The following is a 26,530-nucleotide window of genomic DNA, read 5'->3' on the forward strand; positions in this document are numbered from 1 at the left end:
AATAACTCACAATTCAGAATGACCAGGACGGAATGATATCATGCAGCCGAATGACATAACCTTTTTTCAGCGCTTTCAGGACGACATCCTTAGCGGCCGCAAAACGATCACCATCCGCAATGCCGCGGAGTCGCATTTCAAAGTCGGGGACGTGCTGCGCGTCGGGCGCTATGAAGATGACGGCTATTTTTGCACGATTAGCGTGGTCGCAACCTCAACGGTAACCCTGGCGACGCTGAGCGAACGGCATGCACAGCAGGAAAATATGACCCTCGCGCAGCTGCGGCAGGTCATCGCGGAGATCTACCCGGATGAAGACCAGTTTTATGTCATTGAATTCAAACTGCTTTGATAAATAGCGAACGACTGTTAGGTGAAATTTAGATGTAACATGATGATTTTAAACTACTTACAAATATTCATCGTTTTATTTTAGCTAACAGGTGTTCACTGGAATCATTCTCAGTTACCCTAGGTGGGCGTTGAAAGCTTTCACGTTTTCGGAGTCAAATATGGTTCGCAAACCATTAATCACCCAGGGATATTCTCTGGCAGAGGAAATTGCCAACAGCATCAGTCACGGGATTGGGCTGGTGTTTGGTATCGTTGGCCTGGTGCTGCTGCTGGTGCAGGCGGTGGACGCTAACGCCAGCGCTATGGCGATTACCAGCTACAGCCTCTACGGCGGCAGCATGATTTTGCTGTTCCTCGCCTCTACGCTTTATCACGCGGTTCCGCATCAGCGGGCGAAGCTATGGTTGAAAAAATTCGACCACTGCGCCATTTATCTGCTGATTGCGGGTACCTATACTCCTTTTCTGCTGGTGGGGCTCAACTCGCCGCTCTCGCGTGGCCTGATGATCATTATCTGGAGCCTGGCGCTGCTGGGGATCTTGTTTAAGCTGACCATCGCGCACCGCTTTAAAATTCTGTCTCTGGTCACCTATCTGACGATGGGCTGGCTGTCGCTAATCGTGGTTTATCAGCTGGCGATTAAGCTGGCGGTTGGCGGGGTGACGCTGCTGGCGGTCGGGGGAATCGTCTATTCGCTGGGGGTTATCTTCTACGTCTGCAAGCGGATACCCTACAACCATGCCATCTGGCACGGCTTTGTTCTCGGCGGCAGCGTTTGTCACTTTCTGGCGATCTATCTGTACGTCGGGCAGGTTTAAATAACTCAGCCTGCCCGGGCGCGGCGAAGGTTTTGTCGCGTGGGTCGCGTGGATAGTAGCGTCAGCGCAGAGCGCTGGCGCCATTATCCGCGAACGGAAAGCTACTCTTCTTCCAGCGAGTACGGCAGCGGGGTGATGCTTAACGTTCCGGCATCATCGCGTACGCGGAACACGCTGTCCGCCTCCATGTCGTTATTCATCACCACCTGTACCAGCAGATGACCATCATCTAACTGTACGGCGGCCAGCACGGTGCCGGTTCGGCGCCAGTTCTCGCCCATCTGCAGCTCAAGATCTTCCCCGGCCTGCGGAACGCGGCTGGCTTTCCCGGTCAGAGACCACAGCGCCCGCTTGTTGGCTCCGCGGAATTTTGCCCGGGCGACCATCTCCTGCCCGGTATAGCAGCCTTTTTTAAAGCTGATGCCGCCCAGCGCCTGCAGGTTGGTGGCCTGCGGCAGAAACTGCGCGCTGTTGGCGCTATCGATGACCGGCAAACCCGCTTCAATATTCAGCGCCAGCCACTGCTGGCTATTATTCAGCTGCGCATCGCTGCGCAGGGCTTCGGTCACCCGGACGGCGGTCTCAGCGTCGGTAACCAGCAGGAAACGTTCCGCCGGATGCGCAAACCACAGCAGGCTGGTCGCGCCGTCGGTAACCACCTGCTTATCGGCATTCGGCAGTTCGCTGAACAGCGGAGCCAGCGCGGCGCGGGCCTGGAAACCGGCGACGCCCAGCAGGACGTGTTCATCATCCGCGGCGATGGTCACTTTAGAGAACACCGCGTACTTTTTCAGTTCGGTCAGCTGCGCGTCGCGCAGGCTGCGGCGCTCAATCCACGCGAAGCCACCGTCGCGGTGAAACACGCGCAGGTTGCTCCACATTTTACCCTTGGCGTCACAGTGCGCGGCCAGCAGGTGGCGATCGTCAGCCAGCGCGCTGACATCAGCGGTGATCTGCCCCTGCAGATATTTCTCCGCATCCTGACCGGTGATTGTCGCCAGCGCCCAGTCATCCAGGGTCATCAGCGTTAACGGCAGCCGCGCGGAAGAAGAGGGCTGACGTGGAGGAAAAGGTGTAAAAGCCATAGTCATGTCCTGAATAGCTTAACGCAGAGTGAATGACTAATGGTAAAAGAGCTATGGTGCAATGCAAGCGCTTTCGGCAGGCCATTTGTGCCCTAAGGGCGTAAGGAGGCGAACGAAGGAAATGGATAAAACCATAATAAATTTACGGTTTTTATGGAATGCTGCTCGCGCTTCTCGATAATGCTGTAAAGTAAGAGCTAAAAACGGGTTAAACTAACCTATAGCCTAAATAATTCGAGTTGCAGGAAGGCGGCAAGTGAGCGAGTCCCCAGGAGCTTACTCGGGTAAGTGACTGGGGGGAACGAACGCGGCTAACGCACATGCAACTTGAAGTATGACGGGTATATCCCTTTACGCTGGAAGGATAACATGGACATTACTAACAAAGCCCGCATCCACTGGGCATGCCGCCGGGGTATGCGTGAACTCGACATCTCCATCATGCCGTTTTTCGAGTATGAGTACGATACGCTCAGCGATGAAGACAAGCTGCTGTTCATCCGGTTGTTAGAAAACGACGACCCGGATCTGTTCAACTGGCTGATGAATCACGGCGAACCCTCCGACGCGCAGCTGCAGCGGATGGTAAAATTAATCCAGACTCGGAATCGGGAACGTGGTCCTGTGGCAATCTGATTTACGCATTTCCTGGCGTTCGCAGTGGTTCTCGCTGCTGCTCCACGGCGTGGTGGCGGCTATCGTCCTGCTGATGCCCTGGCCGCTCAGCTACACCCCGCTATGGCTACTGCTGCTCTCTCTGGTGGTGTTTGACTGCGTACGCAGCCAGCGGCGGATCCACGCCTGCCAGGGAGAAATAAAGCTGATGACCGATTCCCGACTGCGCTGGCAAAAAGCGGAGTGGGAGATCGTCGGCATACCGTGGGTGATCAACAGCGGGATGCTGCTGCGTCTGCGCCATACGCAAACGCGTCGCAGCCAGCACCTGTGGGTGGCGGCTGATAGCATGGATGCGAGGGAGTGGCGCGATTTGCGCCGGCTGGTGTTGCACAAACCGGCGCAGGACTAAGAGCCTGGCGCGTCAGGCTCGCCGCTAAACTCAGGCGAACTGTTCGGCCATTTCCCCAAGGATTTGCTCGCACCAGCTCTGGATACGATCGTCGCTCAGGTCATACTGGTTCGTTTCATCGAGCGCGAGGCCAACGAACAGTTGGCCATCGGCGACGATTGGCTTCTGGCTGGTGAACTCATAGCCTTCGGTCGGCCAGTAGCCGATAAACTTCACGCCCCGGGTAGCCAGCCTGTCGTGCAGCATGCCCAGCGCGTCGAGGAACCACTCGCCGTAGCCCAGCTGGTCGCCCATGCCGTACAGCGCCACTATCTTATCCTGCAGATCCAGCGTCCCGAGCTGCGGCCAGATAGCCTCCCAGTCTTCCTGAATCTCGCCGAAATCCCAGGTCGGGATGCCGAGGATCAGCACGTCGTAGCGGGTCATCAGCTCAGGGGAGTCATCTTTCAGATTGTGCAAGGTCACTAATTCAGGGCCGATAATATCGCGGATTTTCTCCGCAGCCATTTCGGTGTAGCAGGTACTGGAACCGTAAAAAAGGCCTATGTTCATGGCGTAAACATCTCAATTCATGCTGTGACTTTGCGTCTAGTCTACCAGAAAGGTGATGATACCCGTCATACTTCAGGCAGCCCGTCGCCGCCGTTTTTGTCCAGTCGTGCGGCTTATTTGGGTATACTGGGGACGATTTAACGAGCAAAGAGGCCGATGTGGAACAGGATCTGGCACAAATCGAACAGTTTCTTGATGCCCTGTGGCTGGAGCGTAACCTCGCGGAAAATACGCTGAGCGCCTACCGTCGGGACCTGACGATGGTCGTGGAATGGCTGCATCATCGCGGGCTGACGCTTGTCAGCGTCAGCGGGGAGGACCTTCAGTCGCTGCTGGCCGAAAGGCAAACCGGCGGCTATAAGGCCACCAGCACCGCGCGTTTGCTAAGCGCGGTGCGCCGTTTTTTCCAGCATCTGTATCGGGAAAAAATCCGTACCGACGATCCCAGCGCGCTGCTGGCGTCGCCAAAGCTGCCGCAGCGTCTGCCGAAAGATCTCAGCGAAGCGCAGGTGGACCGCCTGCTGCAGGCGCCGCTGGTGGAGCAGCCTCTGGAGCTGCGCGACAAGGCCATGCTGGAGGTGCTGTATGCCACCGGACTGCGCGTCTCGGAGCTGGTGGGCCTGACGATGAGCGATATCAGCCTGCGCCAGGGCGTGCTGCGGGTGGTGGGGAAAGGCAACAAAGAGCGGCTGGTGCCGCTAGGCGAAGAGGCGGTGCTGTGGGTTGAGAACTACCTTGAGTACGGACGTCCCTGGCTGCTGAACGGCGTAGCTTCCGATGTGCTCTTTCCCAGCCAGCGCGCGCAGCAAATGACCCGACAGACGTTCTGGTATCGAATTAAGCACTACGCGGTGCTGGCGGGGATCGACAGCGCGAAGCTCTCCCCGCACGTTTTACGTCACGCGTTTGCGACGCATTTGCTAAATCATGGCGCTGACCTACGCGTGGTGCAGATGCTGTTAGGACACAGCGATCTCTCGACGACGCAGATTTACACCCACGTGGCGACCGAGCGTCTGAGACAACTTCATCAACAGCACCACCCGCGGGCGTGAGTGCTGAATAAAAAGGATTGAGTATGAAAAAAGGTTTACTGATGTTCACCCTGCTGGCGGCAACGCTCTCCGGCGCAGCGCACGCCGACAGCGCGACGATCAAGCAGTCGCTGGCCAAGCTGGGCGTGCAGAGCACGGACATTCAGCCTTCGCCGGTTAGCGGCATGAGCACCGTACTGACCGACAGCGGCGTGCTGTACGTGACCGACGACGGTAAGCACGTAATTCAGGGACCGATGTATGACGTCAGCGGCGCCCAGCCGGTTAACGTCACTAACTCGCTGCTGGTGGGTAAGCTGAACGCGCTGGAAAAAGAGATGATTATCTATAAGGCGCCGCAGGAAAAACACGTCATCACCGTCTTTACCGATATCACCTGCGGCTACTGCCACAAGCTGCATGAAGAGATGAGCGACTACAACGCGCTGGGCATCACCGTTCGTTACCTGGCCTTCCCGCGCCAGGGGCTGCAGAGCCAGACGGAGCAGGATATGCAGGCCATCTGGTGCGCCAAAGATCGCAACAAAGCCCTGGATGACGCGATGGGCGGCAAAGGCGTACAGCCGGCCAGCTGCGGCGTGGATATCAGCAAGCACTACACGCTTGGCGTGCAGTTCGGCGTCAACGGTACGCCGGCAATGGTATTGAGCAACGGCTACGTGCTGCCGGGCTATCAGGGACCGAAAGAGCTGAAAGCCTTCCTCGATGAGCATCAAAAACAAACCAGCGGTAAATAATTCGCGTGAAACAACAGACACAACTGCGCCGCCGTGAGGCGGCCGATGGCGCGGAGCTTCCCGCCGACCTTTCGCCGCTGCTGCAGCGGCTCTACGCGAGCCGCGGCGTACGCAGCGCGCAGGAACTGGAGCGCGGCGTTAAAGGCATGCTGCCGTGGGCGCAGCTGAACGGCATCGATAAAGCCGTGGAGATGCTCTACGACGCCTTCCAGCAGGATTTGCATATTGTAATCGTCGGCGATTTTGACGCTGATGGCGCCACCAGCACCGCCCTGAGCGTGCTGGCGCTGCGCGCGCTGGGCTACGGCAACGTCTCCTATCTGGTACCGAACCGTTTTGAAGATGGCTACGGTCTGAGCCCGGAAGTGGTCGATCAGGCCCACGCCCGCGGCGCGCAGATGATTATGACCGTCGACAACGGCATCTCCTCGCATAGCGGCGTCGATCGCGCGCACGATCTGGGGATCCCGGTGGTGGTTACCGATCACCACCTGCCGGGCGACACGCTGCCGGCGGCGGAAGCTATCGTCAACCCGAACCTGCGCGACTGCGGCTTCCCGTCAAAATCGCTGGCCGGAGTCGGGGTGGCGTTTTACCTGATGCTGGCGCTGCGCACCTTCCTGCGCGATAAAAACTGGTTCGAAACGCGGGGAATTGCCGCGCCTAACCTCGCGGAGCTGCTGGATCTGGTCGCGCTGGGAACGGTGGCTGACGTGGTGCCGCTGGATGCTAATAACCGCATCCTCACCTGGCAGGGGCTGAGCCGCATTCGGGCGGGCAAGTGCCGTCCGGGGATTAAGGCGCTGCTGGAAATTGCCAACCGCGACCCGCAGAAGCTGGCGGCCAGCGATCTCGGCTTTGCCCTTGGCCCGCGGCTGAACGCGGCGGGAAGGCTGGACGATATGTCGGTCGGCGTGGCGCTGCTGCTGTGCGATAACGCCGGCGAAGCGCGGGTGCTGGCCAACGAGCTGGATGCCTTGAACCAGACGCGCAAAGAGATTGAGCAGGGGATGCAGGCGGAAGCGCTCACGCTGTGCCAGCAGCTTGAACGCAGCAGTGAAGCGCTGCCCGGCGGGCTGGCGATGTATCACCCGCAGTGGCATCAGGGCGTGGTCGGTATCCTGGCTTCGCGAATTAAAGAGCGTTTTCACCGCCCGGTTATCGCCTTCGCGCCGACGGGCGACGGGCTGTTAAAAGGCTCCGGCCGCTCTATCCAGGGGCTGCACATGCGTGATGCGCTGGAGCGTCTCGACACGCTGAACCCGGGGCTGATCCTCAAATTTGGCGGCCACGCGATGGCGGCAGGGCTGTCGCTGGAAGAGGCCCGCTTCGAGGAGTTTCAGCAGCGCTTCGGCGAGCTGGTGACCGAGTGGCTGGACCCCGCGCTGCTGCAGGGGGAGGTGGTTTCCGACGGCCCGCTGGACGTCGGGGAGATGAGCATGGAGGTGGCGCAGATGCTGCGTGAGGCCGGGCCGTGGGGGCAAATGTTCCCGGAACCGCTGTTCGACGGCCGTTTCCGCCTGCTGCAGCAGCGTCTGGTGGGCGAGCGACACCTCAAGGTGATGGTCGAGCCGGTTGGCGGCGGGCCGCTGCTGGACGGGATTGCCTTCAACGTCGATACCTCGATTTGGCCGGATAACGGCGTGCGCGAAGTCACTCTGGCCTATAAGCTCGATATCAACGAGTTTCGCGGCAACCGCAGCCTGCAGCTTATCATTGACCATCTTTGGCCGGTCTGATGAAAAAACCGGCAACAAAGAGGCCGCCTGAAGGCTGAAGTGTGTATAAAAGAGAGCGGGGATCCGGTACAATTCCGCTCTTATCACCGCATTTTGACCAATCCATTAAAAGAAAATCGATCATGTTTGAAATAAATCCGGTAAAAAACCGTATTCAGGACCTCACGGAGCGCTCCGACGTTCTCAGGGGGTATCTTTGACTATGATGCTAAGAAAGAGCGTCTGGAAGAAGTAAACGCCGAGCTGGAACAGCCGGACGTGTGGAACGAACCCGAGCGCGCACAGGCGCTGGGTAAAGAGCGTTCTTCACTGGAAGCCATCGTTGACACCCTCGATCAGATGTCCCAGGGCCTGGAAGATGTTTCCGGCCTGCTGGAGCTGGCTGTCGAAGCCGAGGACGAAGAGACCTTCAACGAAGCCGTCGCCGAGCTCAATGTGCTCGACGAGAAGCTGGCTCAGCTTGAATTCCGCCGCATGTTCTCCGGCGAGTACGACAGCGCCGATTGCTACCTCGATATTCAGGCCGGCTCCGGCGGCACCGAAGCGCAGGACTGGGCCAGCATGCTGACGCGCATGTATCTGCGCTGGGCCGAAGCGCGCGGCTTTAAGACCGAAATTATCGAAGAGTCTGAAGGTGAAGTGGCGGGCATCAAGTCCGTGACCATCAAGATTATCGGCGATTACGCCTACGGCTGGCTGCGTACCGAAACCGGCGTCCACCGCCTGGTACGTAAGAGCCCGTTCGACTCCGGCGGCCGTCGCCATACCTCCTTCAGCTCCGCGTTCGTTTACCCGGAAGTCGATGACGATATCGACATCGAGATCAACCCGGCGGACCTGCGTATTGACGTTTACCGTGCCTCCGGCGCGGGCGGTCAGCACGTTAACCGTACCGAATCCGCGGTGCGTATTACCCACATTCCAAGCGGGTTAGTCACGCAGTGCCAGAACGACCGTTCACAGCACAAAAACAAAGACCAGGCCATGAAGCAGATGAAAGCCAAGCTTTATGAACTGGAAATGCAGAAGAAAAATGCCGAGAAGCAGGCGATGGAAGATACCAAATCGGACATCGGCTGGGGCAGCCAGATCCGTTCTTACGTGCTGGATGATTCCCGCATTAAAGATCTGCGCACCGGGGTGGAAACCCGCAACACTCAGGCGGTGCTTGACGGCAGCCTGGATCAATTTATCGAAGCAAGTCTGAAAGCAGGGTTATGAGGAACCAACATGTCTGAACAACAAGCACAGGGCGCTGACGCGGCAATTGACCTTAATAATGAACTGAAAAGCCGTCGTGAAAAGCTGGCTGCGCTGCGCGAGCAGGGTATTCCGTTCCCGAACGATTTTCGTCGTGACCATACCTCTGACCAACTGCACGCTGACTTCGATGCGAAAGAAAACGAAGAGCTGGAAGCGCTGAACGTTGAGGTCTCGGTGGCTGGCCGCATGATGACCCGTCGTATCATGGGTAAAGCCTCCTTCGTGACCCTGCAGGACGTCGGCGGCCGCATTCAGCTGTACGTGGCGCGTGACGATCTGCCGGAAGGCGTCTACAACGAGCAGTTCAAAAAGTGGGACCTCGGCGACATCATCGCCGCGCGCGGCAAGCTGTTCAAAACCAAAACCGGCGAGCTGTCTATCCACTGCACCGAGTTGCGTCTGCTGACCAAAGCCCTGCGCCCGCTGCCGGACAAATTCCACGGCCTGCAGGATCAGGAAGCGCGCTATCGCCAGCGCTACCTGGATCTGATCTCCAACGACGAATCCCGCAACACCTTTAAAGTGCGCTCGCAGATCCTGGCCGGCATTCGCCAGTTCATGGTCGGTCGCGGCTTTATGGAAGTTGAAACCCCGATGATGCAGGTGATCCCAGGCGGCGCCTCCGCCCGTCCGTTCATCACCCATCACAACGCGCTGGATCTGGACATGTACCTGCGTATCGCGCCGGAACTGTACCTCAAGCGTCTGGTTGTCGGCGGCTTCGAGCGCGTGTTCGAGATCAACCGTAACTTCCGTAACGAAGGCATCTCCGTACGCCATAACCCTGAGTTCACCATGATGGAACTCTATATGGCGTATGCGGACTATAAGGATCTGATCGAGCTGACCGAATCCCTGTTCCGTACCCTGGCGCAGGATATTCTCGGCAACACCGCGGTGCCTTATGGCGATCAGACCTTTGACTTCGGCAAGCCGTTTGAAAAGCTGACCATGCGCGAGGCTATCAAGAAATACCGTCCGGAAACCGAGATGGCGGATCTGGATAACTTCGACTCTGCGAAAGCGATTGCCGCCGCCGTCGGCGTCAAGGTTGAGAAGAGCTGGGGTCTGGGCCGCGTTGTGACCGAGATCTTTGAAGAAGTGGCCGAAGCGCACCTGATTCAGCCGACCTTCATCACCGAGTACCCGGCTGAGGTTTCTCCGCTGGCGCGTCGTAACGACGACAACCCGGAAATCACCGACCGCTTTGAGTTCTTCATCGGCGGACGTGAAATCGGTAACGGCTTCAGCGAGCTGAACGATGCTGAAGACCAGGCGCAGCGTTTCCTCGATCAGGTGAACGCCAAAGCCGCCGGCGACGACGAAGCGATGTTCTACGACGAAGACTACGTGACCGCGCTGGAGCACGGCCTGCCGCCGACCGCTGGCCTGGGCATTGGTATCGACCGCATGGTGATGCTGTTTACCAACAGCCACACCATCCGCGACGTGATCCTGTTCCCGGCAATGCGCCCGGTTAAATAAGACCGATCGCGAATGATAAAACCCCGGCCTGCGTGCCGGGGTTTTTTATTGGTGCGCCGCGATCCTGCGCGATGGCCGTATGAGGCGAAGCTCAGCTCAGTGACGCAACGTATTTTTGCAGCGCCGCGCGGGCGGCCTCATCCGTGGCCTCCAGCACCATCCACGGGCTGAAGGCCCACGGCGTTATCGCCAGCGCGTTTAGCAGATCTTCCAGCCTGCACCATTGATAGTCCATAACCTCATCGCTATTCGGCCGCAGCGGGCCGGTGACGCGGGCGGCGTATACCGGGCAAACTTCGTTCTCGACGATGCCGTTGGGGGCGACGGCCCGGTAGCGGAACCGAGGCGCGACCGGCGCGATGCCGGTAATTTCGACGCCGAGCTCAAAGCGGCTGCGCCGCGTGACGGCCTGCTCGAACGTTTCGCCCTCCTGAGGGTGCCCGCAGACCGAATTGGTCCACACGCCCGGCCAGGCTTTCTTCTCCAGCGAACGCCGGGTGACCAGCAGCTGGCCCCGTTCATCAAACAGCCAGCAGGAAAACGCGAGGTGTAGTGGGGTATCTAAGGTGTGAGCGGCATACTTTTCCAGCATGCCGGCTGGCTTATCCTGCTCGTCCAGCAAAATGACGTGTTCCCCGGTCATGACGACTCCTGAAAATAAAAAATGACCCGGTACAAACCCGCCGGGCCATGTACTCAGGCCGTTAGGGTAGATCATTTGCGGACGAAAGGCATTATCAAAACAAGCCCAGGCTCCTCGCGGACGGCGGGAAGGCGCTATATTGGCCGCTCTCCGCCGGACGTTTAATCCTTAAGGATAAGAGGCGTATCGATTGGGGATCCGGCTATGGGCTGGTATGATATTCGTCCATTCTGACGAGGTGAGAGTTTGTGTTGAGTGCAGGACGCCTGATGAGAAAACGCTTTTATATCACGATGATGTTGGTTAGCAGCCTGGTGATTGCCGGATGCTCCAGTTCATCTGATTCTGGTTCCGCCTATACCGTCAAACGCGGTGATACGCTGTACCGAATTTCCCGCACCACCGGCACCAGCGTCAAAGATCTGGCCCGGCTGAATAATCTTTCGCCGCCTTATACCATTGAAGTGGGACAGCGCCTGAAGCTGAACAGCGCGTCGGGAGCGAGCGCCGGAAAGGCCGCTAAGAAAAGCAGCGCGACCCGCACCGCTGCGGCTAAGCCGCCGGTATCGTGGCCGCCGGTAGGGCAGCGCTGCTGGCGCTGGCCGACCAGCGGTAAGGTCATCCTGCCTTATTCCTCAAACGATGGTGGCAATAAGGGAATTGATATCGCCGGTACGCGCGGCCAGCCGGTGTATGCGGCCGGAACGGGGAAGGTGGTGTACGTCGGCAGCCAGCTGCGCGGCTACGGTAATCTGATCATGATTAAGCACAGCGATGATTACATCAGCGCCTATGCGCATAACGATAAAATGATGGTCAATAACGGCCAGAGCGTGAAGATAGGCCAGCAGATCGCCACGATGGGCAGCACCGATGCCGACTCCGTGCGTCTGCACTTCCAGATACGCTACCGGGCAACGGCCATCGATCCGCAGCGCTATTTACCGCCGCAGGGCAGTAAGCCTAAGTGCTAACGGGTTATTTTATCAGCAGTTAGCATGGTTCAGTCTTGTCAGACGGTGCGTAAGGTCTATAATGACCCTCGCACCTCTTTGCGGGCGTAGTTCAATGGTAGAACGAGAGCTTCCCAAGCTCTATACGAGGGTTCGATTCCCTTCGCCCGCTCCAGATCTCTCCCCTTGTGGAGAAGCCTTAAAAGCCTTCTCTATCAGCAACTTAAATAGTTACCTATTTTAGTCGCCTATGGGTTCTACCATTGTGATCCGCCCTTGGTAACTGTCACGCTAAGTTACATGGTGAGATGACAGTATAACTCAGCGTTGGCGGCAGTTGCATCCTCACACCGCGACAGTAAAACGTGAAGAAAAAGCCCACCCTGGCATTGTTATGTCATCGACAGATTGATCACACGCATTTTAAGCCCGATGTACGGCCTTGTGGCTGTGTATGTAGTGGTTTACTGAATTTGGCCACCTGAACAGAGGTGATATGCTCACCTCAGAACATTACAGGTGCCTCAATGAAAAAAAGAAATTTCAGTGCAGAGTTTAAACGCGAATCCGCTCAACTGGTCCTTGATCAGAACTACACCGTTGCAGCTGCGGCCAGTGCTATGGACGTGGGGCTTTCTACCATGACGCGATGGGTAAAGCAGTTGCGGGATGAATGACAGAGCAAAATACCTAAAGCCTCCCCTATAACCCCGGAACAGATTGAAATACGTGAGCTAAAGAAAAAGCTACAACGCATTGAAATGGAAAACGACATATTAAAAAAGGATACCGCGCTCTTGATGTCAGACTCCCTGAACAGTTCTCGTTAATCGGGAAACTCAGAGCGCAGTATCCTGTGGTCACCCTCTGCCACGTATTCGGAGTTCATCGCAGTAGCTACAAATACTGGGAAAAAAGCTCCGAAAAGCCAGACGGTTGGCGAGCTATGTTACGCAGTCAGGTTCGAGAGCTGCATAACATCAGCCATGGCTCTGCTGGCGCAAGAAGTATCGCCATTATGGCAACCCTGAGAGGCTTTAGAATGGGACGCTGGCTTGCCGGCCGGCTCATGAAAGAACTGGGGCTGGTGAGTTGTCAGCAGCCTACCCACCGGTATAAACGTGGTGGTCATGAACACATCGCTATCCCGAATCGCCTTGAGCGACAGTTCGCAGTGACAGAACCTAACCAGGTGTGGTGCGGCGATGTGACGTACATCTGGACAGGCAAGCGTTGGGCTTACCTTGCTGTTGTTCTCGATCTGTTCGCAAGGAAACCTGTGGGCTGGGCAATGTCATTCTCACCGGACAGCAATCTGACTATCAAAGCGCTGCAAATGGCGTGGGAAGCTCGCGGTAAACCAGCCGGAGTGATGTTCCACAGTGACCAGGGCAGCCACTATACAAGCAGGCAGTTCCGGCAGTTACTGTGGCGTTGCCGGATCAGGCAGAGTATGAGTCGACGTGGAAACTGTTGGGACAACAGCCCGATGGAGCGCTTCTTCAGAAGTCTTAAAAACGAGTGGGTGCCAGTGGCAGGTTATATAAACTTTAGCGAAGCTGCTCATGCGATCACAGACTATATCGTCGGGTATTACAGCTCGCTAAGGCCGCATGACTATAACGGTGGGTTACCCCCAAACGAATCGGAAAATCGATACTGGAAAAACTCTAAAGCGGTGGCCAGTTTTAGTTGACCACTACATGGTGGCAACAGGATGAAAAAATGCGACGTGCAGACAGGCTGTTTCAGATTCTCCAGATACTCAGGCGTTCGACGCTTCCGGTCACCGCGGCGAAATTGGCCGAAGAGCTTGAAGTATCAAAGCGAACCATTTACCGGGATATTGCGGATCTCGCAGGGCAAAGGGTTCCGGTAGAGGGGGAGGCGGGTTGTGGCTATGTTTTAAGTGCAGATTACGACATGCCGCCTTTGATGTTTACGGCCGAGGAGCTGGAAGCCATCTTTCTTGGCGCAGAGCTGGTGCGGCGCTTACCGGATGCGACTCTGGCGAATAACGCCAGCGATGTGCTGGCAAAAATCGCCTCGGCAGTCCCCGCACGGCTGCTCGGTTATTTATCTTATTCGGCGGTAGGGATAAAACCGGATGAGTCAGGCAGCTTCAAACCCGATACGCGAAAAATACGCATCGCCATTCGGGAAGGCAAAAAGCTGTTGCTGGATTACTGCTCCAGGTCCGGTGACATCACTCAAAGAACCGTTTGGCCGGTGGTGTTGGGCTATGACCAGAACTGCTGTCTCCTCATTAGCTGGTGTGAGCTACGCGGCGGCTTTCGTCACTTCCGGGCTGAGCGCATACGCCAGGTGACGATATTGCATGAAGATATTGGCACCAGCAGGAGTGAGCTCAGGAACCGTTGGGAACGCTGGCGGGATAATGAGATGAGACAGCTCAATGCAGAGTAATGTACAGGCACCCTCGGCTATTCGAGGACATCGCCGCCTGGGGAAAATCAGGCCGATCTCCGTTCGCAAATATCTCTCATCATCCCCGATAGGTCCGGGCGACGGCTCCGCTATCATTTTTTGTGCGGGCCCTTTTCCCGGTTCAGCTAAATCCTAACGCGCGCTACCAGCAGCCTCTCCGCTACCTGTCCATTTCCCATCTGCCCGCCGTTGCTCAGTTCACCACAACCTTTTGTCAGCCAGCGGCTAAGCATTTTCTTGTTCCGTCCAGCTTTCTCCACTCATTGTTGCTTACATCACAAAAACAACTGATCAATTAACGATCAACATCACGTTAATATTTCACTAACACATCTACCATTGGTATTACCACTACAGACCACTGGTGAGATCACATGGAAATCAGGCGCGAAAAGACAGAAGCCGGCAGCGGCTACGACCGAGTTGTAAAATTTTTGCGGGATCAGCTACTCAACGGCGAACTGAAAGCCGGAGACAGCCTTCTGCCGGAGCGCGAGCTTTCGGCAAAGTTAGGCGTCAGTCGGCCGGTACTGCGCGAGGCGCTGCGGGCGCTCGCCATGGTCGGGGCGGTGGAGATCCGCCACGGCGTTGGTACCGTGATAACCAAACCTGATGTCTCCATTCTCGGTGAATTCTTTACTTTTGTACTTGCCCACCAGCCCAACGTGGTAGATGACGTCATGCAGGCACGAATCGCGATTGAGCGTCAGGCCGTTCGCTTAGCCTGTCGCCGCGCAACGCAAAGTGACTACGATCGCCTGGCCGCCTGTCTCGGTGAAATCATTGAGACCATTCGCACCCCCGAACTCGGTGCCTTAGCGGATTTCAGGTTTCATGAAAGCATCGTCACCGCATCCGGTTCGCCCACGCTTATCAATATTTACCAGTCCATCAGCATGTTGATGCGTCGTTCACACCTTGACCGCCGCGAGCAGATCATTCAGGTCGAGGGGATTGAGGAGTTCCTCATTAACCATCATCGCGCCATTTTTTCCGCCATCGTCGAACGTGATGAGAATAAAGCCGATGAGTTACTTGGCCGCCACTTCGAGATTGGCTCAGATTTTCGCCGCCGCGCCACCATCCTCAAGGCCAGCAGCAGTTCATCGACCTTCACTACTCCGTAAAAGGAAAACAGCAGATGCAGATTGTTATTGGCAGTGACCACGCAGGATTTCACCTCAAGCAGGAGCTTAAACAGTGGCTACATCAGGCCGGATATCAGATTGACGATGTCGGCAGCCACGACCCCGAACCGGTTGATTTTCCGGATATCGCCTTAGCGTTATGCAGCAAGGTGCGCAGCAGCGCAGATCGGCGCGGCATTCTGGTATGTGGCACCGGCGTCGGGGCGGTTATCGCCGCTAACAAAGTAAAAGGTATCCGCGCGGCGGTCTGCCACGACGTGCACTCCGCGCACCAGTCGGTGGAGCATGACGATGTCAACGTCATGTGTATGGGGGCGCAAATTGTCGGGCCGTGGCTCGCTCGCGATCTGATTATGGCTTTCCTCGAAGCGAAGTTTGTGCATGACGACGACTTTGTTCGTCGCGTCGCGAAGCTCGCTCAACTGGAACAACTTAACTAACCATCAACCTGGAGCATAACGATGAGTAACAGCACTTCCGGCATTGTCGGGTTTATTGGACTTGGCGTCATGGGCCGCGAGATGGCGCGTAATCTGGCACAGGCAGGTTTTACCGTTCGCGCGTTTGATGTCGTCACAACAGCAGGTGATGCGCTCCGCCAGTATGGCGTGGACGTGGTCAGCGATCTTTCCAGCGCTATCAGCGATGCCGATATCGTCATCTCCATGCTGCCCGACACCCCGCAGGTTGAAGAGATAGTGCGCGGTGCCGGCGGACTGCTGAGCAACCCGCCGCGCGGGAAACTGTTTGTTGATATGAGCACTATCGCACCCGCCGCGACGCGCCAGCTAAGCGAATCTCTGGCAACAATTGGCGTCACGATGCTGGATGCTCCGGTTTCCGGTGGCCCGGTCGGCGCAAAAAACGGCAATCTGACGATCATGGTGGGCGGCAGCGCCGAGGGCTTTGCTCAGGCTACTCCTTATTTGCGCGCGATGGGCACCACGCTCAATCACGTTGGCGCATCCGGCGCGGGGCAGACGGTAAAGCTATGTAACCAGCTGATTTGTGGCATCAATATTCAGGCGATTTGTGAAGCGTTAGCGCTGGCGCGCGCCTGGGATATCAATCTTCCTCAGATGCGCGAGGTGCTGATGGGCGGTTCGGCAGCCTCCTGGATGCTCGATAAGCTGGGGAGCGCCATGATTGACGGTGATGTCTCCGCAGGATTTCGCATCGATCTGATGATGAAGGATCTGCGTCTTGTGCTGGAGGCCGCTCAGAAGCATCCGGTCCCACTGCCCGCTACCGCGCTGGTCGCTTCACAGTATCAAAACGCGCAGGCCTATGGCGAAGGTGCCAACGGCAATCAGGCGCTCTTTAAAGTTTACGACCGCCTGACCGGCCAGCAAAACAGCGTAACAAAATAACCGGGGTTGACCTTATGATGCTCGATTTCACAGCAATTCTCGCGCAGTGGCAGCTTCTGTGGAGTGGCGCGCTACTCACCGCCAAACTGGCTTTGGTGACGACGTTAACCGGTTTTCTGATCGGCACGCTTTGCGCAGCGGCGCGTCGTTCTGATTCGGTTTGGTTGGCGCGCCTGACGGGCGTTTATGTCGAGTCGATTCGCAATACGCCTTTTCTGGTGCAGATCTTCCTGGTCTATTTTGGTCTCTCCAGTCTGGGCTTCTCATTCAGCGCTTTCACGGTTTCAGTCATTGCACTCACCATCAATGTCGGGGCGTATACGGCAGAGATTATGCGCGCCGGCTTCGAGTCGATTCACAAAGGCCAGTGGGAAGCCGCCGAAACGCTGGGGCTGAATCGCTGGCAGCAATACTGGCATGTGGCGCTGCGCCCGGCGATTGAGCGCGTTTACCCCTCGCTAACCAGCCAGTTTATTTTGCTGATGCTGGCATCATCGGTGACATCGCAAATTTCAGCGGAAGAGCTCACGGCAACGGCCAATTTTATCCAGTCAGAAACCTATCGCCCCTTTGAAACGTTCTTCATCGTGGCCTGTATTTACATCGCGCTGTCGCTGTTGATGCGAGTGATATTCTGGCTATTTGGTCAGGTGATTTTCCCTCGCCGCCGCCGTCTTGGCACGTCGATTTAAGGAGAGTCGTAGATGAATATTCCTCTTAACTTTGCCCATCTACAGTTTCTGCTTGATGGCACGCTGTGGACGGTGATTTTGTCACTAATGGCCTTTGGCGGTGGCGGTGGCGGTCTGGTGGGGTTCCTCATTGCGCTGGGACGCATTGCGCCATTGAAGCCGCTGCGTCTTCTGGTCAGCGCATGGGTGCAGCTAATTCAGGGTACGCCGCTACTGATCATCATGTTTATGGTCTACTTCGGCTTACCTCAACTCGGTTATTCGATAGCTCCTCTGCTGGCAGCAGGTATCTCTCTTACCATTTATGCCAGCGCCTATCTCGGTGAGATCTGGCGCGGCTGCATACAAGCGGTTCCACGCGCACAGTGGGAGGCGGCCGAATGTCTGGCACTGTCGCGCACTCAGCGCATGTTCAAAGTGATTATGCCGCAAGCAATCAAGCTGGCAACGCCACCTACCGTTGGATTCTCGGTACAGATAATCAAAAACACCTCGCTGGCGTCGGTGGTGGGTTTTGTCGAGCTGGCGCGTGCTGGCCAGCTCATCAACAACTCGATTTTCCAGCCCTTTATTATCTATCTGATCGTTGCCGTCATTTACTTCTGCCTGTGTTTTCCGGTTTCAGCATTAAGCCGCAGGCTGGAACGCGGAGCACCACAGAAACAGGCTAAGCGCCTGCAGGCCATTGCGGCGCGCGTTAATCGAGGATAAGGATAAAGTTATGTCAATCATTACCTTAAGCAACGTACAGAAGAGTTTTGGTCATAATTCAGTGCTGAAAGATGTCTCGTTTTCAGTGAATCAGGGCCAGGTCGTGGCGCTGATTGGTGCCAGCGGCTCGGGCAAAAGCACTGCGCTCCGCTGTATCGATCGGTTAGAAACCATCAATGGCGGCAGTATCGAAGTGTGTGGCTATAAAGTGGAGGATCCCAAAGTCGATTTGCGTAAGTTACGCCAGGACGTTGGTATTGTATTTCAGAGCTACAACCTGTTTCCCCATCTCACCATTGAGCAGAACGTTACGCTTGGTCCGGTCGCGGTGAAAAAAATGCCGAAAGCAGAAGCCAGAAGGCTAGCGCTCTCCGTTCTGGAACAGGTCGGGCTCGCGGATAAAGTGGACAGCTATCCTGAGCAACTCTCCGGTGGGCAGCAGCAGCGTGCCGCTATCGCCCGCTCTCTGGCGATGAAACCAAAAGTGATGCTTTTTGATGAGGTCACTTCGGCGCTGGATCCTAAATTAACCGGCGAAGTGCTGCGCGTTATTGAGCGGCTGGCTGGGAGCGGCATGACGATGATCATGGTGACGCATGAAATGAATTTTGCACGCAAAGTCGCCGATAAAGTGATCTTCATGCATCAGGGAAAAGTGCATGAAAGCGGGAGTGCCGCCATTTTGCAAGCGCCGGAAACCGAGGCCTTAAAGGAGTTTATTGCCAACGATCTGTAATTCACCCGATACCCTGTACCCATCCTCATCAGGAGAATAATAATGAAATACGCAAAATCGATTGCCCTACTCGCCAGCATGGTAACAGCACTTATCGCCCAGCCGGCCTCGGCAAACGCGCTGGAAGACATTCAACAACGCGGTGAGCTGCGTGTCGCCACCGATATGTCACTGCCGCCTTCAGGCATGCTGGACGCCTCGATGAAGCCGGTCGGCTCCGATGTCGAAACCGCTGAACTGCTGGCGAAGGATTGGGGCTTAAAGCTGAAGTTTATTGAAACAACCGGACCGACGCGTATTCCGAACCTGCAAACGGGTAAGGCAGATATCGTCATTTCAACCCTGTCCGTCACGCCACAGCGTGCGCAGGTGATTGATTTTACCCGTGCTTATGCAGGCTTGCGCTCTGTTATTGCCGCACCTGCCGCCACCAAAGTCAGTGACTGGGCCGATTTAAAAGGGCATGCAATTACCGTTACGCGCGGCACCACTCAGGACTCAATGCTGAGTCAGGATGCGATGAAAAAGGGCTATAGCATTCAACGCTATGATGATGATGCAACCTTAGTCACCGCCACCGTTAGCGGTCAGGCATATGCGGTCGCCACTTCCGCCACGCTGGTTAACCAGATTAAAAAACAGAATCCTAAATTAAGCTTTGAGCCCAAATTAACCCTAACGGTATTTGATTTAGCTATCGGAGTTAAAAAAGGTGAGCCAGAGTTGAAAGAAAAATTAAATGAATGGATTGTCACCAATCTGAAAAATGGAAAACTAAATGCCATTTACGAAAAATACCACGGCGAAGCTATCCCGGCGGAAATAATAAACCGTAAATAGTTTATCGCCCCTTGTCACAGGGTAATTGCAGGCAGCGCATCCATTTAGCTAACCCGGGTGGAGGAGGGGGACTTGCCGACGAAGGTAACGGCTCCAGGCTGCAACCCGGGGAGGTAAGGGCCGCTTACCGGCCCCGATAGCGCGCCTGCCTGCCCCTGGTTAAACCAGCCGGTTCTCCCCATCCTCAGCGGTGATTTTCCTCCACAGCGCTTCGCCAACGGGAGGAGCTTGCTGAAAATAGTCCATCAGGAAATCGATGCATACCTTCAACCCCTGTGCGATCCCCACACCAGCGCCATGCCTTCGCTCTCCGGGCGCACCAGCTGAAAGCCAAATTTTTTATACAGCTCGGGAACGTCGGCGACCAGGCTGACGTAGGCGCCCGCCGGCGCATGCAGCTCAAGCCAGGCCATCAGATGCTCCATGATTTTTCGCCCCAGCCCCTTTCCCTGATGCGCCGGATCGACGGCAACATCGACGATCTCGAAGTTAAGCACGCCGTCGCCAACGATGCGTCCCATGCCGACAATCAGCCCGGAATACTCCACGTATACGCCGTGGCAGCTGCGGGGCAGCGCGCGTTTAGCCGCCTCAAGAGGGCGGGGCGTTAAACCGGAGATGACGCGCAGGCGGCAAAAATCGTCTGCCGGGGGAACGGTTTCCACAAAGGCGTATGCTGCTGACATGTATTGATCTCGATAGTGGGCGTTCCCCTGTTTACCATCAACAACTCATTCGCTCAACCGCTACGCGCGTCGCCGGTAAACCGGCTCATTGCCGATCCGCCGGCAAAAATAGAAATGAATAAAAACGGGTCCAGGCGCGTTTACCGGCTATCGACACTGAGGATAACCCACTATGACGCGCACTGTTTCCGCTATGGCCTTCGGGCTCTTGCTCGGCCCGGCGCCGCTGTACGCGATGCCGGTTAGCTACGGCATCAGCACTCCCGACACCGCTATCGGGCTTTCATGGCACGCTTTCGGCGGCACCTCGCAGGCGCATCTTGCCGGCGTAACGGGGGAGCTGACGCTGGATATGGACAATGACATGGACGATCGTCTGAGCGTCAACATCCCTGTCGCCACCCTCGCGGCCTCCAATAGCCTGCTGACCTGGCAAATGAAAAGCAGCCTTTTTTTCGACGCCGATCGCTACCCGGCGATCCGGTTTACCAGCAGCCGGGTGGTGGCGCTGGGAGGCGGCCACTTTCGGGTCTTTGGCTACCTCGGCGTAAAAAATATTCTGCGCCCGGTCATTCTCGAGGCGACCCTCCAGGAGCCGACGGGCACGCCTGCCGGCCGGGAGGGGCTATCGCTGCATGCCACGACCGCCATCTCACGTGCGGCTTTTAATATGGCCAGCATGGCGGCGCTGGTGGGGGATACCGTCACCATTGATATCGCCATCGAGGCTAAAGTCCGGCATCGGGCCTAAACTCCCCCGCGCGCTATTCGCGCGGGAGGGCAGGGATTAACGGCCGGTGCGACCGGGCAGCATGCGGGACAGCACGTTATCGCGAAACAGGTAGTGGTGGGCCAGCGCCGCCAGCGCGTGGGCGCAGGCGAGAATAATGAGCGCCCACGCCACGTTGTTGTGCCACTCCCCCAGGCTATGCCTGAGCGCGGGATCGATGTTCACCCAGCCGGAGAGATCGAGCCCGCCAAAAAAGCGGAACGGTTCCTGTTGAGCCCAGCGAAACAGAAAGCCCAGCGCGGCCTGGGCGAACAGCAACAGGTACAGCATCCCGTGGACGGCGTGCGCGGCAAGCTTTATCGGGCGCGAATCCCGGGTCGGCGGCAGGGCGTAGCGCGGGGAGCGCTGGCTGATAATACGCCACAGCAGGCGCACGACGATCGTCAGCGCCAGCACGATGCCGCATGAGATATGCAGGGCCTGCAGCTCTTTTCTCAACGGCGTGCCGCGTTCCAGCCACGCCCAGATGTGGGCGCTGGAAAAGAGAAAGATGACGCAGGCGGCGGTCAGCCAGTGCAGCGTCAGCGTCAAGCCGTCATAGCGCTGGCGCTGCGCGGTGGGGGATAGTTCTGTCATAACAAGGGACTCCATCAGCGGTGTTGGTGATGGGTAAACGCGGCAGGGGGAACATCTATTCGGAAAATTTTTCTATCGGGCGATCTTCTGTAGGGAGCGGTTTATTGCAATTTTGTTACATGCATTACATAACGGCGGCTGCGGCATTGCCTGCGCCGCGGTAACAGGCATCATAAAACGACCTTCCGGCAAGAGTATTTCATCATGATCAAAGTCGCCCTGGTGGATGACCATGTGGTCGTTCGATCCGGTTTTGCCCAGCTATTAAATCTGGAAGACGATCTTATCGTGGCGGGACAGTACAGCAGCGCCGCCGAGGCGTGGACCGCGCTGATGCGCAGCGAAATTGACGTTGCGGTGCTCGACGTCGCCATGCCGGACGAGAACGGCCTGAGCCTGCTCAAACGCCTGCGCCAGCAGCACCCCGGATTTCGCGCCATTATTCTCAGCATCTATGACACCCCGGCTTTTGTGCAGAGCGCCATCGATGCCGGGGCGAGCGGTTATCTTACCAAACGCTGCGGCCCGGAGGAGCTGGTGCAGGCGGTACGTTCGGTGGGGATGGGCGGCCACTATCTGTGCGTTGATGCGCTCAAAGCGCTGCGCGGCGGCGAATCATCGCCAAAAGCGCTCGACGTCCTGACCCCGCGCGAGCGGGAGATATTCGAGCTGCTGGTGAAAGGGGAGAGCGTTAAGGCGATCGCCTTCAGCCTGGCGCTGAGCCATAAAACCGTCCACGTGCACCGGGCTAACGTGCTGGGTAAGCTGCAGTGCGGCAGCACCATTGAGCTGGTGCATTTCGCTCTCGATAATCAGCTGCTGACGGGCCATTGATGACACGCGCGTCCCGTCATCTGATCCTGACGCTGTTTATCACCCTGGCCTGGGGAAGCGGCTGGCTGATGCTGTGGACGCTCAGCTTTTATTTGACCCACAACGGCCAGCAGGCGGTGCTGTTCCTGCCGCAGGGCGTCTATCTGGCGCTGCTGATCCTGCTACCGCGCCGCTTTTGGCCGGCGGTTGTCCTGCCGCCGCTGGCGGCGATCGTCTGGCTGCGAAGCGAGCAGCTGCTGACCGGCTACACGATTGCGATCGTCCCGCTGGTGGGCATGCTGTCGGCGTATATGGCGCAGCGTTTCTGGTACCGTTTTCCGCTCTACTGGCAGCGGCTGTCGCTGCTGATTGCGGCGGTCAGCGCCAACGCGCTGCTCCAGACCTTGGCCCTGATCGCCTTTTTGCAGAGCCCCGCGACGCTGCTCGGGCTGGCCTCGTTTACCGGCGGCGTGCTGCTGGCGCCGTTTGTCTATCTGATGTTCGAGTTTTTGCGCCAGCAGCATCGCTATCAGCTGCTGGGGCTGGATACCAGCAACCCGCCGCTGCGCGCCTCGCTGATTATCTGGTGTAGCCTGTTTTTTATCATCGGCATCGGCACCCAGATGGTGCTCTCCCCGGCGCTGGAGCGGCTGCTGCTGATCGTGGTGTTTTTGCCTAACGTGGTGATGGCGTGGAAGTTTGGCTGGCAGGGCGGCGTGCTGTCCGGTCTGCTCGGCAGCATGATGATCGCCATCGCGCGCCAGGTGGGCGGCGGATTTACGGACCTGCTGGAGCTTGAAATTTTCCTCGCCACCCAGTCGCTGCTGGGGATCGGCCTTGGCATCGCCATTAGCCGCCAGCAGCATCTGGCGCTCAATCTCGATCGCTATCGCCGCCGGCTGGAGCAGGAGCTGCAGACGCGGCGCGAGCTGACGGAGAAGCTGATCCACACGGAGGAGGACACCCGCAAGCATCTCGCCCGCGAGCTGCATGATGAAATCGGGCAGAACATCACCGCCATTCAGATCCAGTCGCAGCTGGTGAAGCGGGCCGGCGGCACCGCCCTGGCGATTGAAGCCGCCGGACAGATCGGCGAGCTGGCCCAGCGCATTCACCACTCCACCCGCCAGCTGCTGCGCCAGCTGCGCCCCCCGGCGCTGGACGAACTGTCGCTCAAGGAGGCGCTGCACCATCTGGTGAAGGAGTTCGCCTTTGCCGAGCGCGGGATTAACTGCCGCTTTGACTACCGGCTGGCGGCCCCGCCGGCCAACGAAACCCTGGTCTTTACCCTCTATCGCCTGCTGCAGGAGCTGCTCAATAACGTCAGCAAGCACGCCGGCGCCAGCGAGGTGGCGATCCTGCTTTGCCAGCAGGGCGACGGCCTGTACCTCGAGGTGCGGGACAACGGCAGCGGCCTCGGACCGCAGAATACGCCGGGCTTTGGCATGCAGGGCATTCGCGAGCGCGTCCACGCCCTCGGCGGGGAGCTGACCCTGGAATCACGCGGCGGCACGCGCGTAATTGTTAACCTGCCCACATTTTCGTCACAAACACTTCGCTAACCAGGAAAAAGTCTTAGCCGCACCGGACTTTCTCTCATCCATTTTGCCCCGCGCTTTTATATCGTCAGCCTAAATGGAGAATGCCATGCCCTCACTGTCTGCTGAACAGATCGCTCAACGCTACCGAACCCAGCGCCCGAGGCTGCTGCTGTGCATGGTGATTGGCTACGCCGCGTTCTACCTGACGCGTAAAAGCATCAACTACGTGCTGCCGGTTTTGCAGCTGGACATGGGGCTGAGTAAAAGCGACATCGGGCTGATCGGCTCGCTGTTTTATCTGAGCTACGGCCTGTCGAAATTTGCCGCCGGATTGTGGCATGACGGCCACGGGCAGCGGGCGTTTATGGGGATTGGCCTGCTGGCGACCGGAGTCCTGAACGTGCTGTTCGTGTTTAGCCACTCCCTGCCGGTGCTGCTGTTTATCTGGACGCTAAACGGTTTTTTCCAGGGATGGGGATGGCCGCCCTGCGCCCGGCTGTTAACCCACTGGTATTCGCGCAACGAACGCGGCTTTTGGTGGGGATGCTGGAACACCTCCATCAATATCGGCGGGGCGATCGTGCCGCTGATTTGCGCCTTTGCCGCCCACTTTTGGGGCTGGCGGGCGGCGATGCTGGCGCCGGGTCTCATCAGCATCGTGCTCGGCATCTGGCTGACCACGCAGCTGCGGGGTACGCCGCAGGAGGAGGGGCTGCCGACGGTTGGCGAGTGGCGCAACGATCCGCTGGAGCTGCGCCAGGAGCTGCAGAGCCCGCCGATGGGGCTGTGGCAGATGCTGCGCACCACCATGCTGCAGAACCCGATGATCTGGCTGCTGGGCGCCTCATACGTGCTGGTGTATCTGATCCGCATCGCGCTCAACGACTGGGGCAACATCTGGCTGGCGGAGAGCCACGGCGTCAACCTGCTGAGCGCCAACGCCACGGTCATGCTGTTCGAGGCCGGCGGCCTGCTCGGGGCGCTGTTTGCCGGCTGGGGTTCTGATTTGCTGTTCAGCGGCCAGCGCGCGCCGATGCTCCTGCTGTTCACGCTGGGGTTAATGGTCTCGGTCGCCGCGCTGTGGCTGGCGCCGGTGCACCACTACGCGCTGCTGGCGATGTGCTTTTTTAGCGTCGGTTTTTTTGTCTTTGGTCCGCAGATGCTCATTGGTCTTGCCGCCGTTGAGTGCGGGCACAAGCAGGCGGCGGGGTCGATCAGCGGTTTTCTCGGCGTGTTTGCCTATCTGGGGGCCGCGCTGGCCGGGTGGCCGCTGTCGCAGGTTATCGAACGCTACGGCTGGTCGGGGATGTTCAGCTTGCTCTCGCTGGCCGCCGTATTGATGGGTTTATTACTGATGCCCCTGCTGATGGCGGGCGTCACCGTTTCTCGCAATCACACAACATCCTGAAGGGCTGAATAATGAAAATAACGCTTCTCTCTACCCTCATGGCTTCCGGGCTCGCGCTCGCCGCCCTTACCGGCGCGGCGCAGGCTAAAGGCCGCCTGGTGGTCTACTGCAGCGCCACCAACGAAATGTGCGAAGTCGAAACCAAAGCGTTCGGCGAAAAGTACGATGTTAAAACCTCATTTATCCGCAACGGCTCCGGCAGTACCCTGGCGAAGGTGGATGCGGAGAAGAAAAACCCGCAGGCCGACGTCTGGTACGGCGGAACGCTGGACCCGCAGTCGCAGGCCGGTGAAATGGGGCTCCTGCAGGCCTACCCGTCGCCAAATCTGGCGCAGATCATGGAGAAATTCCGCGATCCGGCGAAGGTGAAAGGCAACCTCTCCTCGGCGGTTTACGTCGGGATCCTCGGCTTCGGCGTCAACACGCAGCGGCTGAAAGAGAAGAATCTGCCGGTGCCAAAATGCTGGAAAGATCTGACCAAAGCGGAATACAAAGGCGAGATCCAGATTGCCGATCCGCAGAGTTCAGGCACCGCCTACACCGCGCTGGCGACCTTCGTTCAGCTGTGGGGTGAAGACCAGGCGTTTGATTATCTGAAACAGCTCAACGCCAACGTTTCCCAGTACACCAAATCCGGCATCGCCCCGGCGCGTAACGCCGCGCGCGGCGAAACGGCGATCGGCATCGGCTTCCTTCACGACTACTCGCTGGAAAAAGAGCAGGGCGCGCCGCTGGAGCTGATCTCCCCGTGCGAGGGAACCGGCTACGAGATTGGCGGCGTCAGCATTCTGAAGGGCGCGCGCAACGCGGAGAACGCGAAGCTGTTCGTTGACTGGGTGCTGTCGAAGGATGCCCAGGAGCTGGCGTGGAAGAAGGGCAAATCCTATCAAATCCTCACCAACACCACGGCGGAAACCTCGCCAAACTCGCTGAAGCTCGATGACCTCAAGCTTATCAGCTATGACATGGATAAGTACGGCTCAACGGAAGTCCGCAAAGCGCTCATTAACAAATGGGTCGCCGACGTGAAGATGGGTCAATAAGCCCGCGACAAGTGGTT

Annotated in this window: 28 protein-coding genes, 1 tRNA gene and 1 pseudogene; 25 read left to right on the forward strand and 5 right to left on the reverse strand. The window is 57.6% G+C overall.

Annotation, left to right across the window (positions count from 1 at the left end; all coding sequences use genetic code 11):
- Positions 1-40: 40 nt before the first annotated feature.
- Together yqfB and trhA are read left to right on the forward strand one after the other, a co-directional pair.
- Complete coding sequence (yqfB, locus tag QFI97_RS05560; protein WP_095099218.1) at positions 41-352, forward strand: N(4)-acetylcytidine aminohydrolase; 312 nt, start codon at positions 41-43, stop codon at positions 350-352.
- A 160-nt stretch (positions 353-512) separates the two neighbouring features.
- On the forward strand, positions 513-1,172 hold the full coding sequence (gene trhA, locus QFI97_RS05565) for a PAQR family membrane homeostasis protein TrhA (RefSeq protein ID WP_346430690.1): 660 nt from the start codon (positions 513-515) through the stop codon (positions 1,170-1,172).
- Between the two features lie 101 nt (positions 1,173-1,273).
- Here the strand turns inward: trhA and ygfZ are convergent, their stop codons facing one another.
- Positions 1,274-2,257 carry a tRNA-modifying protein YgfZ gene (ygfZ, locus tag QFI97_RS05570; RefSeq protein WP_346430691.1) on the reverse strand — a complete coding sequence of 328 codons (984 nt, stop codon included), beginning with the start codon at positions 2,255-2,257 and terminating at the stop codon, positions 1,274-1,276.
- 369 nt (positions 2,258-2,626) lie between these two features.
- Between ygfZ and sdhE the strand changes: the two genes are divergently transcribed.
- The gene (sdhE, locus tag QFI97_RS05575; RefSeq protein ID WP_041147145.1) at positions 2,627-2,893 is read left to right on the forward strand and encodes an FAD assembly factor SdhE; all 267 of its coding nucleotides are present in this window, start codon (positions 2,627-2,629) and stop codon (positions 2,891-2,893) included.
- A complete protein-coding gene (locus tag QFI97_RS05580; protein ID WP_095099212.1) occupies positions 2,874-3,284 on the forward strand; it encodes a protein YgfX in 411 nt (136 codons plus the stop codon). Before sdhE ends, QFI97_RS05580 begins: the two co-directional genes overlap by 20 nt.
- Before the next feature lie 30 nt (positions 3,285-3,314).
- Here QFI97_RS05580 and fldB read toward each other — a convergent pair whose 3' ends face one another.
- Positions 3,315-3,836, reverse strand: a complete 522-nt coding sequence (gene fldB / locus QFI97_RS05585) for a flavodoxin FldB (RefSeq protein ID WP_095099209.1) — start codon at positions 3,834-3,836, stop codon at positions 3,315-3,317.
- Between the two features lie 158 nt (positions 3,837-3,994).
- Here fldB and xerD point away from each other — a divergent pair, with 158 nt between their 5' ends.
- From xerD to lysS, 5 genes are all read left to right on the forward strand, one after another.
- Entirely contained in the window at positions 3,995-4,891 is an 897-nt protein-coding gene (gene xerD / locus QFI97_RS05590; protein WP_095099202.1) for a site-specific tyrosine recombinase XerD, read from the forward strand.
- A gap of 23 nt (positions 4,892-4,914) precedes the next feature.
- Positions 4,915-5,628 (forward strand): bifunctional protein-disulfide isomerase/oxidoreductase DsbC, encoded by a 714-nt coding sequence (gene dsbC, locus QFI97_RS05595; protein WP_095099199.1) that lies wholly within the window; start codon positions 4,915-4,917, stop codon positions 5,626-5,628.
- A 5-nt stretch (positions 5,629-5,633) separates the two neighbouring features.
- Complete coding sequence (gene recJ, locus QFI97_RS05600; RefSeq protein ID WP_095099197.1) at positions 5,634-7,367, forward strand: single-stranded-DNA-specific exonuclease RecJ; 1,734 nt, start codon at positions 5,634-5,636, stop codon at positions 7,365-7,367.
- 122 nt (positions 7,368-7,489) lie between these two features.
- Positions 7,490-8,588 (forward strand): peptide chain release factor 2 gene (prfB, locus tag QFI97_RS05605; RefSeq protein ID WP_143350158.1). Its coding sequence is split into 2 segments (ribosomal slippage): positions 7,490-7,564 and positions 7,566-8,588, totalling 1,098 coding nucleotides; the frame shifts between segments, so codons are not numbered across the junction.
- A 9-nt stretch (positions 8,589-8,597) separates the two neighbouring features.
- Positions 8,598-10,115, forward strand: coding sequence for a lysine--tRNA ligase (lysS, locus tag QFI97_RS05610; protein WP_095099195.1), 1,518 nt, complete (start codon positions 8,598-8,600; stop codon positions 10,113-10,115).
- A 91-nt stretch (positions 10,116-10,206) separates the two neighbouring features.
- Here the strand turns inward: lysS and idi are convergent, their stop codons facing one another.
- On the reverse strand, positions 10,207-10,758 hold the full coding sequence (gene idi, locus QFI97_RS05615) for an isopentenyl-diphosphate Delta-isomerase (RefSeq protein ID WP_346430692.1): 552 nt from the start codon (positions 10,756-10,758) through the stop codon (positions 10,207-10,209).
- Positions 10,759-11,027: 269 nt separating this feature from the next.
- On the opposite strand from idi, the gene actS reads away from it, so the two are divergent.
- From actS to QFI97_RS05670, 11 genes and pseudogenes are all read left to right on the forward strand, one after another.
- On the forward strand, positions 11,028-11,732 hold the full coding sequence (actS, locus tag QFI97_RS05620) for an amidase activator ActS (protein WP_331834828.1): 705 nt from the start codon (positions 11,028-11,030) through the stop codon (positions 11,730-11,732).
- Positions 11,733-11,812: 80 nt separating this feature from the next.
- Positions 11,813-11,886, forward strand: a tRNA-Gly gene (locus QFI97_RS05625).
- Between the two features lie 352 nt (positions 11,887-12,238).
- Positions 12,239-13,407 (forward strand): annotated as a pseudogene (locus tag QFI97_RS05630) (IS3 family transposase).
- A gap of 29 nt (positions 13,408-13,436) precedes the next feature.
- Positions 13,437-14,138, forward strand: coding sequence for a helix-turn-helix transcriptional regulator (locus QFI97_RS05635; protein ID WP_346430693.1), 702 nt, complete (start codon positions 13,437-13,439; stop codon positions 14,136-14,138).
- A 395-nt stretch (positions 14,139-14,533) separates the two neighbouring features.
- Positions 14,534-15,286 (forward strand): FadR/GntR family transcriptional regulator, encoded by a 753-nt coding sequence (locus QFI97_RS05640; protein WP_346430694.1) that lies wholly within the window; start codon positions 14,534-14,536, stop codon positions 15,284-15,286.
- A 14-nt stretch (positions 15,287-15,300) separates the two neighbouring features.
- Positions 15,301-15,747 (forward strand): ribose 5-phosphate isomerase B, encoded by a 447-nt coding sequence (gene rpiB, locus QFI97_RS05645; protein WP_095099174.1) that lies wholly within the window; start codon positions 15,301-15,303, stop codon positions 15,745-15,747.
- Positions 15,748-15,768: 21 nt separating this feature from the next.
- Positions 15,769-16,677, forward strand: a complete 909-nt coding sequence (locus QFI97_RS05650) for an NAD(P)-dependent oxidoreductase (protein ID WP_095099168.1) — start codon at positions 15,769-15,771, stop codon at positions 16,675-16,677.
- Between the two features lie 14 nt (positions 16,678-16,691).
- Positions 16,692-17,369 carry an amino acid ABC transporter permease gene (locus QFI97_RS05655; protein ID WP_095099165.1) on the forward strand — a complete coding sequence of 226 codons (678 nt, stop codon included), beginning with the start codon at positions 16,692-16,694 and terminating at the stop codon, positions 17,367-17,369.
- Between the two features lie 12 nt (positions 17,370-17,381).
- The gene (locus tag QFI97_RS05660; RefSeq protein ID WP_346430695.1) at positions 17,382-18,080 is read left to right on the forward strand and encodes an amino acid ABC transporter permease; all 699 of its coding nucleotides are present in this window, start codon (positions 17,382-17,384) and stop codon (positions 18,078-18,080) included.
- A 10-nt stretch (positions 18,081-18,090) separates the two neighbouring features.
- A complete protein-coding gene (locus QFI97_RS05665; protein WP_095099159.1) occupies positions 18,091-18,816 on the forward strand; it encodes an amino acid ABC transporter ATP-binding protein in 726 nt (241 codons plus the stop codon).
- A 42-nt stretch (positions 18,817-18,858) separates the two neighbouring features.
- Positions 18,859-19,656, forward strand: a complete 798-nt coding sequence (locus QFI97_RS05670; protein WP_346430696.1) for a transporter substrate-binding domain-containing protein — start codon at positions 18,859-18,861, stop codon at positions 19,654-19,656.
- Between the two features lie 266 nt (positions 19,657-19,922).
- Here the strand turns inward: QFI97_RS05670 and QFI97_RS05675 are convergent, their stop codons facing one another.
- Positions 19,923-20,342, reverse strand: a complete 420-nt coding sequence (locus QFI97_RS05675) for a GNAT family N-acetyltransferase (RefSeq protein WP_346430697.1) — start codon at positions 20,340-20,342, stop codon at positions 19,923-19,925.
- A 172-nt stretch (positions 20,343-20,514) separates the two neighbouring features.
- On the opposite strand from QFI97_RS05675, the gene QFI97_RS05680 reads away from it, so the two are divergent.
- A complete protein-coding gene (locus QFI97_RS05680) occupies positions 20,515-21,093 on the forward strand; it encodes a YceI family protein (RefSeq protein WP_346430698.1) in 579 nt (192 codons plus the stop codon).
- Positions 21,094-21,129: 36 nt separating this feature from the next.
- On the opposite strand, the gene QFI97_RS05685 is transcribed toward QFI97_RS05680, so the two are convergent.
- Positions 21,130-21,708, reverse strand: coding sequence for a cytochrome b (locus tag QFI97_RS05685; RefSeq protein WP_346430699.1), 579 nt, complete (start codon positions 21,706-21,708; stop codon positions 21,130-21,132).
- Positions 21,709-21,912: 204 nt separating this feature from the next.
- On the opposite strand from QFI97_RS05685, the gene QFI97_RS05690 reads away from it, so the two are divergent.
- The 4 genes from QFI97_RS05690 (at position 21,913) to QFI97_RS05705 (ending at position 26,513) form a co-directional block, all read left to right on the forward strand.
- Complete coding sequence (locus tag QFI97_RS05690) at positions 21,913-22,542, forward strand: response regulator transcription factor (protein WP_095099147.1); 630 nt, start codon at positions 21,913-21,915, stop codon at positions 22,540-22,542.
- A complete protein-coding gene (locus QFI97_RS05695) occupies positions 22,542-24,083 on the forward strand; it encodes an MASE1 domain-containing sensor histidine kinase (RefSeq protein WP_346430700.1) in 1,542 nt (513 codons plus the stop codon). The genes QFI97_RS05690 and QFI97_RS05695 overlap by 1 nt, the downstream gene beginning before the upstream one ends.
- 85 nt (positions 24,084-24,168) lie before the next feature.
- On the forward strand, positions 24,169-25,470 hold the full coding sequence (gene uhpC / locus QFI97_RS05700) for an MFS transporter family glucose-6-phosphate receptor UhpC (RefSeq protein ID WP_346430701.1): 1,302 nt from the start codon (positions 24,169-24,171) through the stop codon (positions 25,468-25,470).
- An 11-nt stretch (positions 25,471-25,481) separates the two neighbouring features.
- Complete coding sequence (locus QFI97_RS05705) at positions 25,482-26,513, forward strand: ABC transporter substrate-binding protein (RefSeq protein ID WP_346430702.1); 1,032 nt, start codon at positions 25,482-25,484, stop codon at positions 26,511-26,513.
- Positions 26,514-26,530 lie beyond the last annotated feature (17 nt).

Origin of the sequence: Klebsiella scottii, assembly GCF_036561945.1 — a bacterium.
GTDB lineage: Bacteria > Pseudomonadota > Gammaproteobacteria > Enterobacterales > Enterobacteriaceae > Klebsiella > Klebsiella scottii.

Coding starts and splice junctions, on each gene's coding strand:
- dsbC (WP_095099199.1), top strand. CDS start 4,915: ATGAAAAAAGGTTTACTGATGTTCACCCTGCTGGCGGCAACGCTCTCC.
- QFI97_RS05685 (WP_346430699.1), bottom strand. CDS start 21,708: ATGACAGAACTATCCCCCACCGCGCAGCGCCAGCGCTATGACGGCTTG.
- QFI97_RS05675 (WP_346430697.1), bottom strand. CDS start 20,342: ATGTCAGCAGCATACGCCTTTGTGGAAACCGTTCCCCCGGCAGACGAT.
- ygfZ (WP_346430691.1), bottom strand. CDS start 2,257: ATGGCTTTTACACCTTTTCCTCCACGTCAGCCCTCTTCTTCCGCGCGG.
- uhpC (WP_346430701.1), top strand. CDS start 24,169: ATGCCCTCACTGTCTGCTGAACAGATCGCTCAACGCTACCGAACCCAG.
- QFI97_RS05635 (WP_346430693.1), top strand. CDS start 13,437: ATGCGACGTGCAGACAGGCTGTTTCAGATTCTCCAGATACTCAGGCGT.
- QFI97_RS05655 (WP_095099165.1), top strand. CDS start 16,692: ATGATGCTCGATTTCACAGCAATTCTCGCGCAGTGGCAGCTTCTGTGG.
- QFI97_RS05670 (WP_346430696.1), top strand. CDS start 18,859: ATGAAATACGCAAAATCGATTGCCCTACTCGCCAGCATGGTAACAGCA.
- yqfB (WP_095099218.1), top strand. CDS start 41: ATGCAGCCGAATGACATAACCTTTTTTCAGCGCTTTCAGGACGACATC.
- QFI97_RS05680 (WP_346430698.1), top strand. CDS start 20,515: ATGACGCGCACTGTTTCCGCTATGGCCTTCGGGCTCTTGCTCGGCCCG.
- sdhE (WP_041147145.1), top strand. CDS start 2,627: ATGGACATTACTAACAAAGCCCGCATCCACTGGGCATGCCGCCGGGGT.
- QFI97_RS05705 (WP_346430702.1), top strand. CDS start 25,482: ATGAAAATAACGCTTCTCTCTACCCTCATGGCTTCCGGGCTCGCGCTC.
- QFI97_RS05640 (WP_346430694.1), top strand. CDS start 14,534: ATGGAAATCAGGCGCGAAAAGACAGAAGCCGGCAGCGGCTACGACCGA.
- idi (WP_346430692.1), bottom strand. CDS start 10,758: ATGACCGGGGAACACGTCATTTTGCTGGACGAGCAGGATAAGCCAGCC.
- QFI97_RS05695 (WP_346430700.1), top strand. CDS start 22,542: ATGACACGCGCGTCCCGTCATCTGATCCTGACGCTGTTTATCACCCTG.
- actS (WP_331834828.1), top strand. CDS start 11,028: ATGAGAAAACGCTTTTATATCACGATGATGTTGGTTAGCAGCCTGGTG.
- fldB (WP_095099209.1), bottom strand. CDS start 3,836: ATGAACATAGGCCTTTTTTACGGTTCCAGTACCTGCTACACCGAAATG.
- QFI97_RS05650 (WP_095099168.1), top strand. CDS start 15,769: ATGAGTAACAGCACTTCCGGCATTGTCGGGTTTATTGGACTTGGCGTC.
- QFI97_RS05665 (WP_095099159.1), top strand. CDS start 18,091: ATGTCAATCATTACCTTAAGCAACGTACAGAAGAGTTTTGGTCATAAT.
- lysS (WP_095099195.1), top strand. CDS start 8,598: ATGTCTGAACAACAAGCACAGGGCGCTGACGCGGCAATTGACCTTAAT.
- QFI97_RS05660 (WP_346430695.1), top strand. CDS start 17,382: ATGAATATTCCTCTTAACTTTGCCCATCTACAGTTTCTGCTTGATGGC.
- QFI97_RS05690 (WP_095099147.1), top strand. CDS start 21,913: ATGATCAAAGTCGCCCTGGTGGATGACCATGTGGTCGTTCGATCCGGT.
- trhA (WP_346430690.1), top strand. CDS start 513: ATGGTTCGCAAACCATTAATCACCCAGGGATATTCTCTGGCAGAGGAA.
- rpiB (WP_095099174.1), top strand. CDS start 15,301: ATGCAGATTGTTATTGGCAGTGACCACGCAGGATTTCACCTCAAGCAG.